The sequence below is a fragment of the Veillonella parvula genome, assembly GCF_042850485.1.
Lineage (GTDB): Bacteria > Bacillota > Negativicutes > Veillonellales > Veillonellaceae > Veillonella > Veillonella parvula_Q.
The window spans coordinates 1,396,787-1,412,236 of record NZ_AP031417.1; the positions used below are offsets into that span (position 1 = coordinate 1,396,787).

At 39.5% G+C, this 15,450-nt stretch carries 13 protein-coding genes; all 13 read right to left on the reverse strand.

Going from position 1 to position 15,450, the window contains the following annotated elements; all coding sequences use genetic code 11:
- Nucleotides 1–1,308, reverse strand: a complete 1,308-nt coding sequence (locus tag ACGHIY_RS06295; RefSeq protein WP_390525375.1) for a bifunctional folylpolyglutamate synthase/dihydrofolate synthase — start codon at nucleotides 1,306–1,308, stop codon at nucleotides 1–3.
- Nucleotides 1,309–1,320: 12 nt separating this feature from the next.
- Nucleotides 1,321–3,978 (reverse strand): valine--tRNA ligase, encoded by a 2,658-nt coding sequence (locus ACGHIY_RS06300; RefSeq protein ID WP_008714302.1) that lies wholly within the window; start codon nucleotides 3,976–3,978, stop codon nucleotides 1,321–1,323.
- 20 nt (nucleotides 3,979–3,998) lie between these two features.
- Nucleotides 3,999–4,889 (reverse strand): twin-arginine translocase subunit TatC, encoded by an 891-nt coding sequence (gene tatC, locus ACGHIY_RS06305; RefSeq protein WP_120055433.1) that lies wholly within the window; start codon nucleotides 4,887–4,889, stop codon nucleotides 3,999–4,001.
- A 1-nt stretch (nucleotide 4,890) separates the two neighbouring features.
- The gene (locus ACGHIY_RS06310) at nucleotides 4,891–5,862 is read right to left on the reverse strand and encodes a polyprenyl synthetase family protein (RefSeq protein WP_120055435.1); all 972 of its coding nucleotides are present in this window, start codon (nucleotides 5,860–5,862) and stop codon (nucleotides 4,891–4,893) included.
- A complete protein-coding gene (yihA, locus tag ACGHIY_RS06315) occupies nucleotides 5,859–6,557 on the reverse strand; it encodes a ribosome biogenesis GTP-binding protein YihA/YsxC (protein ID WP_024062006.1) in 699 nt (232 codons plus the stop codon). Before yihA ends, ACGHIY_RS06310 begins: the two co-directional genes overlap by 4 nt.
- Nucleotides 6,557–8,866: an endopeptidase La gene (gene lon, locus ACGHIY_RS06320; RefSeq protein WP_004696511.1), complete on the reverse strand. Its 2,310-nt coding sequence runs from the start codon at nucleotides 8,864–8,866 to the stop codon at nucleotides 6,557–6,559. Before lon ends, yihA begins: the two co-directional genes overlap by 1 nt.
- A 65-nt stretch (nucleotides 8,867–8,931) precedes the next feature.
- The gene (clpX, locus tag ACGHIY_RS06325; protein WP_004698679.1) at nucleotides 8,932–10,185 is read right to left on the reverse strand and encodes an ATP-dependent protease ATP-binding subunit ClpX; all 1,254 of its coding nucleotides are present in this window, start codon (nucleotides 10,183–10,185) and stop codon (nucleotides 8,932–8,934) included.
- Between the two features lie 12 nt (nucleotides 10,186–10,197).
- Entirely contained in the window at nucleotides 10,198–10,791 is a 594-nt protein-coding gene (gene clpP, locus ACGHIY_RS06330) for an ATP-dependent Clp endopeptidase proteolytic subunit ClpP (RefSeq protein ID WP_004696517.1), read from the reverse strand.
- Nucleotides 10,792–10,827: 36 nt separating this feature from the next.
- The gene (tig, locus tag ACGHIY_RS06335; RefSeq protein ID WP_390525376.1) at nucleotides 10,828–12,132 is read right to left on the reverse strand and encodes a trigger factor; all 1,305 of its coding nucleotides are present in this window, start codon (nucleotides 12,130–12,132) and stop codon (nucleotides 10,828–10,830) included.
- Between the two features lie 163 nt (nucleotides 12,133–12,295).
- Nucleotides 12,296–12,751 carry a CBS domain-containing protein gene (locus ACGHIY_RS06340; protein ID WP_004696521.1) on the reverse strand — a complete coding sequence of 152 codons (456 nt, stop codon included), beginning with the start codon at nucleotides 12,749–12,751 and terminating at the stop codon, nucleotides 12,296–12,298.
- A gap of 111 nt (nucleotides 12,752–12,862) precedes the next feature.
- Nucleotides 12,863–13,342 carry a 23S rRNA (pseudouridine(1915)-N(3))-methyltransferase RlmH gene (gene rlmH, locus ACGHIY_RS06345; RefSeq protein ID WP_390525377.1) on the reverse strand — a complete coding sequence of 160 codons (480 nt, stop codon included), beginning with the start codon at nucleotides 13,340–13,342 and terminating at the stop codon, nucleotides 12,863–12,865.
- A 2-nt stretch (nucleotides 13,343–13,344) separates the two neighbouring features.
- Nucleotides 13,345–14,151, reverse strand: a complete 807-nt coding sequence (locus tag ACGHIY_RS06350; RefSeq protein WP_004698746.1) for an MBL fold metallo-hydrolase — start codon at nucleotides 14,149–14,151, stop codon at nucleotides 13,345–13,347.
- A 105-nt stretch (nucleotides 14,152–14,256) separates the two neighbouring features.
- The gene (locus ACGHIY_RS06355) at nucleotides 14,257–15,444 is read right to left on the reverse strand and encodes a RuBisCO large subunit C-terminal-like domain-containing protein (protein WP_004698549.1); all 1,188 of its coding nucleotides are present in this window, start codon (nucleotides 15,442–15,444) and stop codon (nucleotides 14,257–14,259) included.
- Nucleotides 15,445–15,450: the final 6 nt, after the last annotated feature.

The window sequence follows — 15,450 nt, forward strand, 5'->3', positions numbered from 1 at the left end:
TCAATGGCTCATCTCATGGAAAAACCACTGACGAGCATCTCCTAGAATATATAAAGAACCACATACAGCAATGATATCACCAGTCTTTGTATGTTTATAAGCCAATGCTAATGCAGCCTCAACAGATTCTGCAGTTTGAGCCGTCACCTTAGGTACAGTACGACGAATCACTTCAACCAAGTTTTCAGGTACCTCTGTTCTATCTGTTGGTGCAGGTACAGCGAGGACTGTGTCGCCAGATTTAATTACTTCACGAATAATAGCCTCTTGATCTTTATCTTTAAGGATAGCCATTACCACCGTTTTCGGTGTGTCCTTAAATAATTCATTGTACGTCATGGCAAAAGACTCAGCCCCTGCCGCATTGTGAGCACCGTCAAATATAAAGGTACGATCTAAGCCTCGTTTAACTTCAAAGCGCCCCGCCCACGTAGTGCGGGCAAATCCTTCACGCATCGTTTCTTCACTGATGTTCGTATCCTCTTTCATCAATAAACGTACGGCCATCAATGCACAAGCGAGATTTACAGATTGGTGAATGCCAGCCATCGTCGTAAACAACATAGCAGGTGCAGCATCGTTAGAACTAATCGTAATCATTTGACCACCCGTTACAGCGCTGCGGCTATCAATACCAAAATCTTTATTAAAAACATAAAGCTTGGCATGTCGTTTTTTAGCTACGTCCTCAATGATATTAAGAGGTGTATCTTGTGCAGCTGTCACTACAGGCACCTTAGGTTTAATAATCCCCGCTTTATGGCGTGCAATTTCCTCGACAGTATCACCACAATATGCTTGATGATCTATTGTTACATTAGTAATAACAGATACTTTTGGAGTCACGATATTAGTAGAATCTAGTAAGCCACCTAAACCAACTTCTACTACAGCATAGTCGACACCTTGCTCCTTAAAGAATAAAAATGCGGCAGCTGTTAATATTTCAAATTGTGTTGGCGCTTCTATTCTATTGTTAATAATAGTATCTACGGCAACCTTTACGCGACTAATTAATTTTCCAAAGGCTTCCTCTGTTATATTTCCATCATTAATTTGAATACGCTCCGTATAGGATTGAAGGTGAGGCGATGTAAATCGCCCCACCCGTAATCCACTTGTAAACAGTGCGTAGGAAATATATGAGGTAACCGAGCCCTTACCATTTGTACCTGTAACATGAACAATTTTATAATCTTCTTGTGGATTCCCTAACACATCCATAAGAGCCGTAATTCGTTCAAGACCAGGTTTAATACCAAATGAAGATGCCTGCTCCAAATAGGCTAAGGCCTCCTGATATGTCATATAAACCTCCTATTATAAGGTTTCAAGGAACGCTTCACGTTCCAATAACGCTTGTTGTTTTTGTTTATATTCTTCTAACTTTTCTTTTTCTTTTGCTACTACAGCTTCAGGAGCTTTTGCTAAGAAGCCTTGGTTAGACAATTTACCTTCCAAACGAGAAATTTCTTTTTCCATTTGGATTTTTTCCTTTGCAATACGCTCTCTTTCTTTTTCACCGTCAATCAAGTCTTTAAGTAAGAGATATACTTCCATACCATTGACAACGGTTACAGTCGCATTTTCTGGTTTTGGATCATCGATACTAAGAATTGTTACTTTCTCAGCCCAAGCCAATGTTACGAAGTAGTCACTATGTTCTGCTACAGTTTTAGCTAATGCTTCATCTGTTGGCGCTACGATAACCTCAGCTTTTTTACCTAAAGGCACATTCATTTCAGCACGCATGTTACGAATACCTTTGATAGCATCCATCATAACTTCCATTTGACGTGCTGCCCCTTCAAGATTATCGAATTTCAATGCTCCAGGCCATTTAGTAACAACGATGCTGTCCCCTTCGTGTGGCAAATGTTGCCAAATATGTTCAGTTACGAACGGCATGAATGGATGTAATAATTCGAGCATATGACGTAAGATTGTTACAAGTAAATATTGAACTGTACGACGATCACGTTCGTTGCTTTCACTATACAAACGAGGTTTCGCTAATTCAATGTACCAATCGCAGTACGTATTCCAAATGAAATCATATACGGAACTTGCCGCTTCACCAAGTTCGAATTTATCGAGATTAGATGTTACGCTTTGTACTGTTTCATTGTATTTTTGAACAATCCATTGGTCTGCTAATGTCAAATCATCTGCTGTTGGAACGAAACTTTCATCATAATTTGTAAGGTTCATCAATACAAATTTTGATGCATTCCAAATCTTATTGGCAAAGTTACGGTTAGCCTCAACACGTTCCATATAGAAACGCATATCGTTACCAGGTGTGTTGCCAGTTACAAGAGTAAAGCGCAATGCATCAGCACCATATTGGTCGATAACTTCAAGCGGATTAATACCATTGCCCAAAGATTTACTCATTTTACGGCCCTGGCTATCGCGAACAAGACCATGAATAAATACATGTTTAAATGGAATTTCATGTTCAAACTCAAGAGCCATAAAGATCATACGAGCAACCCAGAAGAAGATGATATCGTAACCAGTTACAAGCACACTTGTTGGATACCATTGTTTAAGTTCTGGAGTTTGCTTAGGCCAACCCATTGTAGCAAATGGCCATAAACCAGAGCTAAACCATGTATCAAGAACATCTGGATCTTGTGTAACATGACCGTGGCAATGAGGACATTCTGTAATATCTTCACGGCTAACGATCGTTTCACCACAGTCATCACAATACCATGCAGGAATACGATGGCCCCACCACAATTGACGAGAAATAGTCCAATCACGGATATTTTCAAGCCAATTCACATATGTTTTTGTAAAACGTTCAGGAACGAACTCTACTTCGTGGTCTTTAACAACCTTAAGAGCTGGCTCTGCCAATGGTTTCATATCTACGAACCATTGTTTAGATACCATTGGTTCGATGATTGTATTACAACGGGAGCAATGACCTACTGCATGGTCATGATCATCAATTTTTTCAAGTAGGCCTAATTCTTTAAGTTCTGCTAATACTTGTTTACGCGCTTCTTCACGAGGTAAGCCATTAAATTTGCCAGCACCTTCATTCATTGTTGCATCATTGTTCATAACAACGATGGATTCCAAATTATGACGTTGGCCCATTTCAAAGTCATTAGGGTCATGAGCAGGTGTAATTTTTACACAGCCTGTACCGAAGCTAGCATCTACATAGTCATCGGCAATTACAGGAATTTCTCGATTAACAAATGGCAAGATCAATGTTTTACCAATGAGATCTTTATAACGATCATCATCAGGATTTACTGCTACTGCTACGTCACCAAACATTGTTTCTGGACGAGTTGTAGCAACAACAACAAAACGATTATCTTCACCTTTTACAGGATATTTAATATGCCATAAATGGCCATGTTCGTCTTCATGCTCAACTTCAACATCAGATAACGCAGTGGCACAACGAGGACACCAGTTGATGATGCGTTCACCGCGATAGATCAAACCTTTTTCATAAAGGCTTACAAATACTTCGCGCACTGCATGGTAATACCCTTCATCCAAAGTAAATCGCTCACGGTTCCAATCACAGGATGCGCCAAGGCTACGGATTTGTTTTACAATAGTATCACCATATTCTTTTTTCCATTCCCACACGCGCTCTACGAATTTTTCACGGCCCAAATCATAGCGAGATTTTCCTTCTTCTTTAGCAAGCATCTCTTCTACTTTGATTTGTGTAGCAATACCAGCGTGGTCTGTACCTGGCATCCACAATACATTGTAGCCTTGCATGCGTTTGAAACGGATGAGGATGTCTTGTAATGTGTTATCAAGGGCATGCCCCATATGCAACATACCAGTTACATTAGGAGGTGGTAATACGATACTAAATGGCTCTTTATTCGTGTCTACTTCTTCGTGAAAGTATCCTTGATTTTCCCAATAAGAATACCATTTGCCTTCTATTTCACCAGGATTATATGTGGTTAAATTTTCGTAGGTTTTCATCGTTCCTCCTAAAAGACTCCTTAGCGCTTCATAATTTTAGCCAATACAAATAGGCTTGTTTCATATAGCAATATCATAGGTAATGCAATCATCGTTTGCGAGAACATATCCGGTGTAGGTGAAATGACAGCACCTATGATAAAGGATATAAGAATAAATATCTTTCGCTTCGTTTTTAAAAAGCGTGATGTGATTAAGTTGAAATATCCCAAAATAATTAAGATCAACGGCAACTCAAAGATAAATCCAAAGGGCAGTACAAAGGATAATACAAAATCCATATACTGACCAATAGAAAACATCGGTTGTAATTCATCTGTAGCAAAGCCCATAAAGAACTTCACCGCTGCAGGCAATACGAGAAAATAAGAAAATACAATACCTATCCCGAATAGACCAATTGCTACTGGTAAGATCCAGTTAGATAGCTGCTTTTCTCGCACAGTTAGTGCAGGCTTAACAAATAGCCAAATCTGATGCAATATAATGGGAGCGGCTATGACTAGGCCACCTACAACAGACACCTTCATATATGTAAAAAATGCTTCAGTAGGTCTCATATAATAAAGCTTGCCAGCCGGTTTTAGGAGTATTTCCAATAATAAGTCTACATAATAATAAGAAATACAAGTTCCCACAATAACTGCTACAGCTATTATAATCAATCGTTTTCGCAGCTCTGAAAGATGTCCTACAAGAGACAATTCCCTTGCTTCATCCATCATCTTCTGCTCTATAGCCGTATAAACTGGTTCATCTTCCACATCCTCAGGAATGTGTTGAGTTGCCACCTTATATCGTTCTTGCTCAAACTTTTGTTCTGCTTCACGCCGTTTTTGACGAACTACACTATCAAAAGAAGGTTTTTGCAGGGGATATTCGAAATCCGATTTTGGTTCGAATGGTTCCATATTATACCTTTCTATCAGCCAGATTTTCTACAGCCATCACAAGGAATTCCTTCCCTGGGAAATCACGCACTGCAGCGAGTGCCGCTAGAGCATCTTTACAATATTTATCAGCTACAGCTAATGTATTATCAATTCCACCTTGAGCAATAACATAATCAATAATGTCTTGCTCATTACCACCATAATTTAAGCCTTTAATATCTTCAAGCAATTTATCTTTATTACCATCGTTAACGATGCTTAATAACGGATACGTCAATAGTCCCTCTCGAAGATCATTCCCTACAGGCTTTCCCGTTGTTTCCGCTGTTTCACGATAATCCATAATATCGTCTGTAATTTGGAATGCCATGCCTAATGCATGACCATATTTTTTCAACTCTATGATTTCATCCTCTTGCCAACCTCCTAAGAGACCACCAAGCTCCATACAGCCTTCCATGAAGTCTGCTGTTTTCTTTTGCGTCTTTGTCATATAACGCTCTATGCCTTGATCGATGCGATATACATCTTCCATTTGCATGAACTCACCTTCTACGAGGCATGTAATAATATGAGAGAATACTTGAAGATACTTCATATTCGTCATTTCAGATACGATTTTAAATGCTTTGGCAAATAAATAATCACCACTAAGGATAGCTACCTTATTGCCTTTATGCATGTGAATTGTATCCTCCCCACGGCGAATTTCAGCTTGATCTAAAACATCGTCATGGATAAGTGTTGCTAAATGAAGCATTTCAACAGCCTCAGCAATTTTAATGCGTTGACGCTCTATAGATGTACCTGCATTAGCAATCAATAAACACAATTGAGCGCGCAAACGCTTACCACCTGCTGCTGATAACGGTCGAATCAGTGCATTGAAGTCCTCTGCACCGGTATTAAAAGATGATGCAAGAGACTCTTCGACACGCTCTAAATCTAGAGCAATGCGTTCCATAATCTCTAATTCGTTCGTTTGACTCATGCTTCATCTCCTACCAAAATTTTATTGATTCGTTGTTGTAAAAGCTCACGTCCAGTATGCTTTAAAGAGCTGTACAAAATCGGCGGGGTAGCCGTTGGATATAGCTCTTTAATAATAGACAAGTTTGCAGACTTTTCTTTAGCCGTCAATTTATCGGCCTTGGTCACTACAATTTGTAACGGAACACCGGCTTCGACGAGCCAATCAAAGGCCACCTTATCAATGGCCATTTCAGGATGGCGACCATCGATAAGTAAACACAACAACATCAATCGTTCAGAATGTAAAATATAATCGGCAATAAAGGAAGACCACAGATTGCGGTTTCCTTTATTTGTCTTTGCAAAACCATAACCAGGAAGGTCAACGAGAAACCAGTTATATCTGCGTTCCTCGGTTTCAGAAATATCCTCTTTTGATTCAATATCAAAGTAGTTTATCGTCTTAGTCTTACCTGGCTGACCACTAACGAGGGCTAACCCACGATAGTTACATAAAGAATTAATCAACGAAGACTTGCCCACATTAGAGCGTCCAAGGAAAGCGATTTCTACGGTATCCCCTTCAGGATATTGATCCGCCTTTACACAGGAAGTATTATATTTTGCAGCTATAATACGAGGCCCCTTTGGTTCTTTTCGTGTATATTGTGGTTTTGGGCCCATTGGTTTAGTGGATTTTTTCTTCTTTTGCATTACACAAGTGCCTTTGCTAATACTTCATCCATTGTCTTAACTGGCGTAATGATGAGGCCTTCTTTCACAATGTCAGGTAATTCTGCAATATCCTTTTCATTGCCTTTTGGAATCAATACCTCTTTTATACCATGAGACAAGGCTGCTAATAATTTTTCTTTTAAGCCGCCTATTGGTAATACGCGGCCACGCAATGTGATTTCACCAGTCATGGCAATATCAGAACGAACCTTGCGGTTAGTCAAAATAGATACCATAGCTAATGTCATTGTAATACCTGCTGAAGGACCATCTTTAGGGGTTGCCCCTTCTGGCAAGTGAACGTGAATATCAAGCTTTTTATAAAAATCTTCTTCAATCTTTAAAGCTTTTGCATTATGGCGAATATAACTCATAGCCGCTTGACCAGACTCTTGCATAACCTTGCCGAGACTACCAGTTAAAGCCAATTTACCGGTACCATTCATAGTTGTAGCTTCACATGGTAATACTACACCACCAACAGATGTCCAAGCTAATCCATTTACATAGCCAACTTGTGCTTTCTTTTCTCGCTCTTGGTCAACAAAGATTGGTGCGCCTAAGAATTCGTGAAGATTCTTAGTAGTGACTTTTGGTGCGTCTCCGCCTTCTTCAACTACTTTGAAAGCAATCTTACGGCAAATCTTAGCAATTGTTTTCTCTAAAGTACGAACACCTGCTTCGCGAGTATATTCGGAAATTACCTTTCTTAACACAGCATCAGATAATTTAACCTTGTAATCTTCAAGGCCATTTTTCTTAATTTGCTTAGGTGTTAAGTAACGCTTAGCAATTTCTAGTTTTTCTTCTTCCATATAGCTGGACAACTCAATAATTTCCATACGATCTAACAATGGACCAGGAATATTAGATGCTACGTTAGCCGTAGTAATCCAGAAAACTTCAGAGAAGTCGAACGGTACTTCGATAAAGTGATCACTAAATGTGCTATTTTGTTCTGGATCCAATACCTCTAATAACGCTGAGGATGGATCACCTTTATAATCAGATGCTAATTTATCAATTTCATCCAATAAAAATACAGGATTCTTAGTACCTACATTTTTTAACCCCTGAATCATACGACCAGGTAAAGCACCAATATAAGTACGTCGATGTCCACGAATTTCAGCTTCATCACGAACACCACCTAAGGATGCACGGATAAACTTACGATTCATTGCTTTAGCAATAGAGGTAGCCAAAGAGGTTTTACCAACGCCTGGTGGGCCTACTAAACAAAGAATAGAGCCACTATTTTTACCGGTTAATTTACGAACCGCTAAAAATTCTAAAATGCGTTTCTTAACCTTTTCAAGGCCATAATGATCGGCCTCGAGCATAGCATGAGCGCCCTTAATATCTAAACGATCTTCCGTTAATTCGTTCCACGGTAATGCCAATACCCAATCTAGGTAATTGCGCAAAATTGTTGCTTCCGGCATCAATTGAGGCATGCGGCTGTAACGAGAAATTTCTTTATCAATACGCGTATGTACGTCTTCACTTAGGTTAAGTGCTTTTAACTTAACTCGTAGTTCTTCTGCCTCCTCCTCGGGATCCCCTTTATCCCCCAACTCATCGTGGATAACGCGGATTTTTTCGCGCAAGAAATATTCCTTCTGCGCTTTTTCCATAGATTGACGCACTTGATTATTGATGGAATTTTCCAAATCAGAGATTTGTAATTCCATATTTAAAATGCCTACAATCATGTTAAGACGACGAGCCACAGATAATTCTTCAAGTAACTCTTGACGTTTCAAATTATTAATAGGCAATAGAAATGCAACTTGGTCAGCTAATTCACAAGGATTGCGTAATTCCATAACGCGCGTTACACCTTCATCAGTAACTGATTTAGCTTCTTCTGCCCATTCGCCAAATTTAGCTTGAACCAAACGACGATAAGCTTCAAGCTCTACATCGTCTTCAAATTCAGACGCCACTCGTTCATAGTCTCCTATATAATAAGGGTCCATGCTAGTAATATTCATAAGACGAATACGAGTGATGCCCTCTACAAGAACACGTACTATACCACCTGGTAAGCGCAACATTTGTTTAATTTTTACTAATGTACCCATTTGGGCTAAATCATGAACTGTTGGTGCATCTACAGCATCATCTTTTTGAGTTACGACGGCTAAAATGCGGTCCTCATTCATTGCGGCTTCCACCGCCTTAATGGATTTGTCTCGACCGATATCGAGGTGAATCACGATATTCGGGTATACTACCATGCCTCTGAGAGGTACGGTAGGGATCCCAACTTCGAGTAAATTCATACTTCCTCCAGGTATATATATTATGAAAAGAAACTCATTCCTACACAGAAATGAGTTTCTTCGAATTACGATTTCAACTGGATGTCTTGGTCTGCCTCATTTTTGAGTATAGGTTCACCTGTGCTTAATACGGATTCACGATTCACAATGCACTTAGTTACTTCCGGCATGGAAGGAACCTCAAACATTACGCGTTTCATCACCTTTTCAATGATAGCACGCAAACCACGAGCACCTGTTTTTCGCTGTAATGCTTCATCAGCGATTTCTTCTAATGCATCTTCAGTGAAAGTTAACTCTACACCATCAAGGGATAGAATTTTTTCATATTGTTTTGTTAATGCATTTTTAGGCTTTGTCAAAATTTGAATTAATGCATCTCTGTCTAATTGATCTAATGTCACCATTACAGGCAAACGTCCAATAAACTCAGGGATCAAACCAAATTTTAATAAATCTTCAGGTACAACATCTTTTAAGATAGCCGATATATTACGTTCTTCTTTACGCTGTACATCTGCACCAAAACCAAGTGTTTTCTTAGCGGTACGCTTAGTAATAACCTTGTCCATACCATCAAATGCTCCACCACAAATAAAGAGAATATTCGTAGTGTCGATTTGAAGCATTTCCTGATTAGGATGCTTTCTACCACCTTGAGGAGGAACAGAAGCAACGGTACCTTCTAAGATTTTAAGCAATGCTTGTTGTACACCTTCACCAGACACATCACGTGTAATAGAAGGATTTTCAGACTTACGAGCAATTTTATCGATTTCATCGATATAGATAATGCCACGTTCAGCCCGAGCTATATCATAATCTGCAGCTTGAATAATTTTGAGTAGGATGTTTTCTACATCTTCCCCCACATACCCAGCTTCAGTTAAGCTTGTAGCATCTGCAATAGCAAATGGTACTTCTAGCATTTTCGCTAAGGTTTGAGCCAATAGTGTTTTACCACTACCAGTAGGACCAATGAACAATACATTAGCCTTTTGTAATTCTACATCATCTACTACATTATCTGTTTGTAAGCGTTTGTAGTGATTATATACGGCCACAGCTAAAGAGATTTTAGCATCATCTTGACCAATAACATATTCGTCAAGATGAGCTTTAATTTCTCTAGGCGTTGGCAATTCTTTTAAATTGAAGTCGTCCGTCTCAACCGCACCCAACTCATCTGCAATGATGCGTTCACAAACTTCAACGCATTCGTCACAAATATACACGTTAGGACCCGCCACTAATTTGCGGACTTCTTCGCTTGTGCGTCCACAAAAACTGCAGCGCATAGTATCTTTATCTTTTGCCAAGGGGCGCCTCCATTACTTGCTTTCTACAGGTTCTCTTGTGAGTACCTCATCGATTAAGCCGTATTCAACGGCATCCTGAGCACTCATGAAGTTATCGCGATCTGTATCGCGAGCTACTACTTCAATATCTTGTCCACTGCGAGAAGCTAAGATACCATTTAACTCTTCACGCATGCGAAGAATCTCACGGGCATGGATTTCAATTTCAGATGCTTGTCCTTGTACACCACCTAATGGTTGGTGAATCATGATGCGCGCATGAGGCAACGCATATCGTTTACCTTTAGTGCCAGCTGTTAAAAGCACAGCACCCATGCTCGCTGCAGAGCCTACACAAATAGTAGACACATCTGGTTTTATATATTGCATCGTATCATAAATAGCCATACCGGCAGTGACAACACCACCAGGGCTATTGATGTACAAATGGATATCCTTATCAGGATCCTCTGCTTCCAGGAATAACATTTGCGCAATAACCGCATTTGCCACATTATCATCGATGGGGCCACCAAGGAAAATAATGCGATCCTTTAACAAGCGAGAGTAAATATCATAGGAACGCTCTCCGCGTTCACCTTGTTCAACTACGATTGGTACATACATGTAATCACCTTTTCATGTACCTAGTTGAGCAAACTATTATTCAGCCGCTTCAGCGCCTTTTGCATTATCAATAATGAATCGAGCTGCTTTTTTGCGAGCTACAGAGCCTGCCAACATAGCTACACGACCTTCTTTTGCAATAATATCCCAAACTTCTTTAGGATCTGCCCCAAAGTTTTGAGCCATAATGAAGATTTCACGGTTCATATCATCTGGAGTTACTTCGATACCTTCAGCAGTTGCAATAGCATCCAATACTAAATCAGCGCGTACGTTTTCAGCTGCGGAATCTTTGTATTCAGAGCGTAAATCTTCGATAGTTTTATTGGAGAATTTCAAGTAGTCTTCAAGTTTCAAGCCGCGGCCTTCCATATTCATAGCCAATTCTTGAATCATTTGTTCTACACGATCTTTAATCATCACTTCTGGGATTTCTACAGTTGCATTTTTAACAGCTGTTTGAATCAAGTCAGCATTGTAAGTATCGATCGCACGACGGGAAGCTTCTTCCTCCATTTTAGTGCGAAGATCTTTTTTCAATTCTTCAATAGTTTCGTAAGAGCTTGCTTCTTTTGCAAATTCATCATTCAATTCAGGCAATTCTTTACGTTTAATATCATGGATATGAGTTTTGAATTCTGCTTCTTTACCAGCAAGTTCTGCTACGAAGTAGTCTTCAGGGAATGTTACTTTTACAGTTACATCATCACCAGCTTTAGCGCCAATTAATTGATCTTCGAAGCCAGGAATGAAGCTACCAGAACCGATTTGTAGTGGGTAGGATTTACCTTCACCACCATCAAAAGGTTTACCATCAACGGAACCAGCAAAGTCGATTACTGCGAAGTCATCTTTTTGAATTGTAGCGCCTTCTTCAGCAACAACCATTTTTGCTTGTTGTTCACGAATATTGTTCAACTGTTCTTCGATTTGTTCATCAGATACTGTAGCATCTTGTTTTTCTGCTTCTAAGCCTTTGTAATCGCCAAGTTTAACTTCAGGGCGTTTAGTTACAGTAGCTTTGAAAATCAAATCTTTGCCTTCTTCGAATTGTTCCCGTTCGATTTCAGGTTCAGATACAGGCACGATATCATTTTCACGAAGTGCAGCACTATAGTATTGGCTAGCCAATACTTCAAATGCTTCTTCCAAGATAGCTTCTTTGCCGAAGTTCATTTCCAAAATACGGCGAGGCGCATGTCCTTTACGGAAGCCAGGGATGTTCACTTGACCTGCAATGCGTTTTACAGCTTGTTTAATGCCCTTATCTACTTCTGCTGCAGGTACTTCAATAGTTAACGTTACTACGTGTTGATCAACAGGATTTACAGTTGCTTTCATTTAAAATATGTCCTCCTCAAAGGGCAATATGCCCAAATTTCTGTAGTATATTATGCACTCCTAATAATAACATAAATGCAAGGTCAATGCAATTCTTCTCAATATACACTAAAAGACCACCCCAAAATGGGTGGTCTTTACATATTTTACATAATTATGCTAATTAGTTATCTTTAGCAATCAATTTGATAATGTCACGACGAGACAAAATCCCGATCAAACGATACTCTTTATCTACAACTGGCACATTTTTCAAATGTTGATCAAGCATAACAGATACAATTTCTTCTACATCTTTATCCGGTGTGGTTGTAATTACTTCATCAGTCATCAACTCATGAACGTGAGATGCCAATAATTTTTTGAATTGAGCATTGTATTCGCCAATGCCATTGTAGTAGATGCTAGCGCCTAATACATTAACATAATGAGGCACATGAGGACGTACCTTTTTGTATAGTAAATCACCTTCAGAGATAATACCTAACAACTTATTATCATCATCCACTACGGACACAGCTGTTAAATTATATTTAACTAATAAATCAGCTACATCAGAAATCGGCGCATCTTTGCCAACAGTAACAGGGTATTTATTCATTACTTCTTGGATTTTCATAGTGAATTCCTCCTTATAAATACATCTTGCTTTATTATACTATTCGCCACAGTATAATAAAACTCCTTTTTTCTGAAAGTATTATACAAATAATTTTTAGGTATACGTCTTCTACCAATGATAAGGTTCATTGCGATTAATTTTTGATGCTCGATATATTTGCTCTACAAGTAACAATCGAACCATTTGATGTGTAAAAGTCATAGGGCTAAAGGATAATTTATAATTTGCAGTCTGACGTAATGTATCACTCACCCCAAAGGCACCGCCAATAATAAAGGCCATATCGCTCACACCATCCACCTCAAGTTTAGATACCGTCTTAGCGAGTTCTTCAGAGGACATTGGTTTGCCATACACGTCAAGTAATACGGTATACCCATTTTTAGGGACCGCTTTTAATAAACGGTCTCCTTCTTCTGCAACGACTTGTTTGCGATCCGCATTACTCGGCTTATCTCCAATTTTACTTTCATTCAGCTCTGTAATTGTAATGCCACCATAGGGGCGCATGCGTTTCACAAACTCTGCTACGCCCTCACGTAAATAAGCATCCTTCAATTTGCCGATACAGACTACATAAAATCTCATTTTTACCTCTTCACAGATTGGATGGACACGATTTCATTAGGTTGACCATGTTGCAGCTTCATTTCAGGTCCAATACGAACACCACCATCCACAAGCATTTTACCAATGGTTTGAGTAACAAGGACAGCGTTATTATTATTTTCAGATCGATGAGCCAATATAACTTGCATAAAATTAGGACGCTTCATCATGAGTAGAGCTTGTGCAGCCATTTCATTACTCAAATGACCTTCATCACTAGCCACACGTTGTTTTAAAAACGGCTGATAGGGTCCGAAACGCAACATATGCGGATCATAATTTGCCTCTAGCACTAACAGCGTCGTATCATCAAGCCTGCGTAAAATATCATCTGAAATCACACCTGTATCAGTAACAACAGTTGCCTTATCGTTCCCAGCAAACACATTTATTCCAATTGGATCAGCCGCATCATGACTTACCGAAAACGGCTCTACGGTGAGACCGCCCAACGTTAAACTGCCCTTTGTAAGCTCAATCAATCGATTCTTCGGTACGATTAACTTATCTTGAATTTCACGCCATGTGCCCTGCTTCGTATACACAGGAAGATCAAATCGTTTTAGTAATTGTTGTAGTCCCGCAATATGATCACTATGTTCATGACTGACGAATATGCCCTCCACCTGAGCCATGTCTATATGCAATTCTTTTAACCCATTGACAATGCGCCGGCAACTAATGCCTACATCATGCAATATGACAGAGTTCCCTTTTTTTATTACTGTACAATTGCCCTTGCTACCACTGGCAAGGACATGGACCTCCAACGGTGATGATTCACTCATCAAAACACTCCATATACTTAATCATAAATCTATTATTTCTGTAAAAGTCAATAGCTTAGTTATTTAGTTAAACATTGTATTAACTCATTTAAATTCAAGCTATTATTACGTTCTTTCAGATAATTTAGTCAAACGCTCTACAAAGTACGACATATTAGCCTCAATATCTGGTCCTCGACGGAACATGTCACCGCCAACGAGGAACATAGTATCATTTCCGTACAGCTCAACGAGTTCATTAAGACGAGCATCTGTAACACCACCACCCGGTGCCGGGCAAGCTGCTTTCATCAAGCCCATTGGTCGTTTAATGTAAGAGGAAATTCTCTTGCATTGTTCCTCTGTAAAAGTAAAGCGTCCACCATAAGATACGAAAATTGACATATCAGCCCCAAAGATACGAGGTAATAAACCTAGTTGTAAATAGTCAGCTACTCCAGATACACCAGGGCTTACAAATCCACCAGAATAAGCTGGATGATGAATAATGGGCAATCGTAAGTTTTCATCAGTAGCTAATTTGTGTAACCAACCGAAACCAACGAGACCTGCAGCCACCATGAGAGCTGTAGCACCAGCCTCTTTGGCAAAATAAGCGCGTTCTAACACATCTGTACCATCACCTGATACGTTTGCAGCATATAAAGTATGTGTACCATGTACAGCATTCATTTCCTGTACCATAGCAGCACATCGTTTTACACGATCTTTATATTGAGAGAAGGACTGATTAGAAATACCATGATCATCCTTTATGACATCTGCACCACCACGTGTGTAAGCGCCACACATACGAGCCAATTCTACATTCGGTGTGCCCATCGGCTTTACAACGGCTTGAATCATTGGACGCGTCGGGGTTTCCACTAATCGACGAATTCCTTGTAAGCCAAATTGTGGTCCCTTAAACACATCGTAAAGTGTTGGACATAGTTCAATATCTACTACCCAAATATGTGGCTGTAACGAAGAATTACCAAAGACAACATTTAAAAATTGTGTAGCCTCTAAGGCCGTGGTATCTACGTGATATGAAATACGAGCCAAATAGTAACGAGAGGTGTCAATTACAGCATTTGGCATCACACCTACATTGATATAAGGAGAGTCTTCTACTATAGGTTCAAGAGATTCTAGTCGACCAGTAATAGTTTCTTTAATGTATGGATCCGTTACAAACTCATAAGGAAATTCTATAGTTTGCTCCACTTGAACAGCCCAAGCAATTGATTTTGCTTCTTCATATGTACTCGCTTCTATTCTATATGTAACTATAAATCGCTCGTCTTTCATAATGCG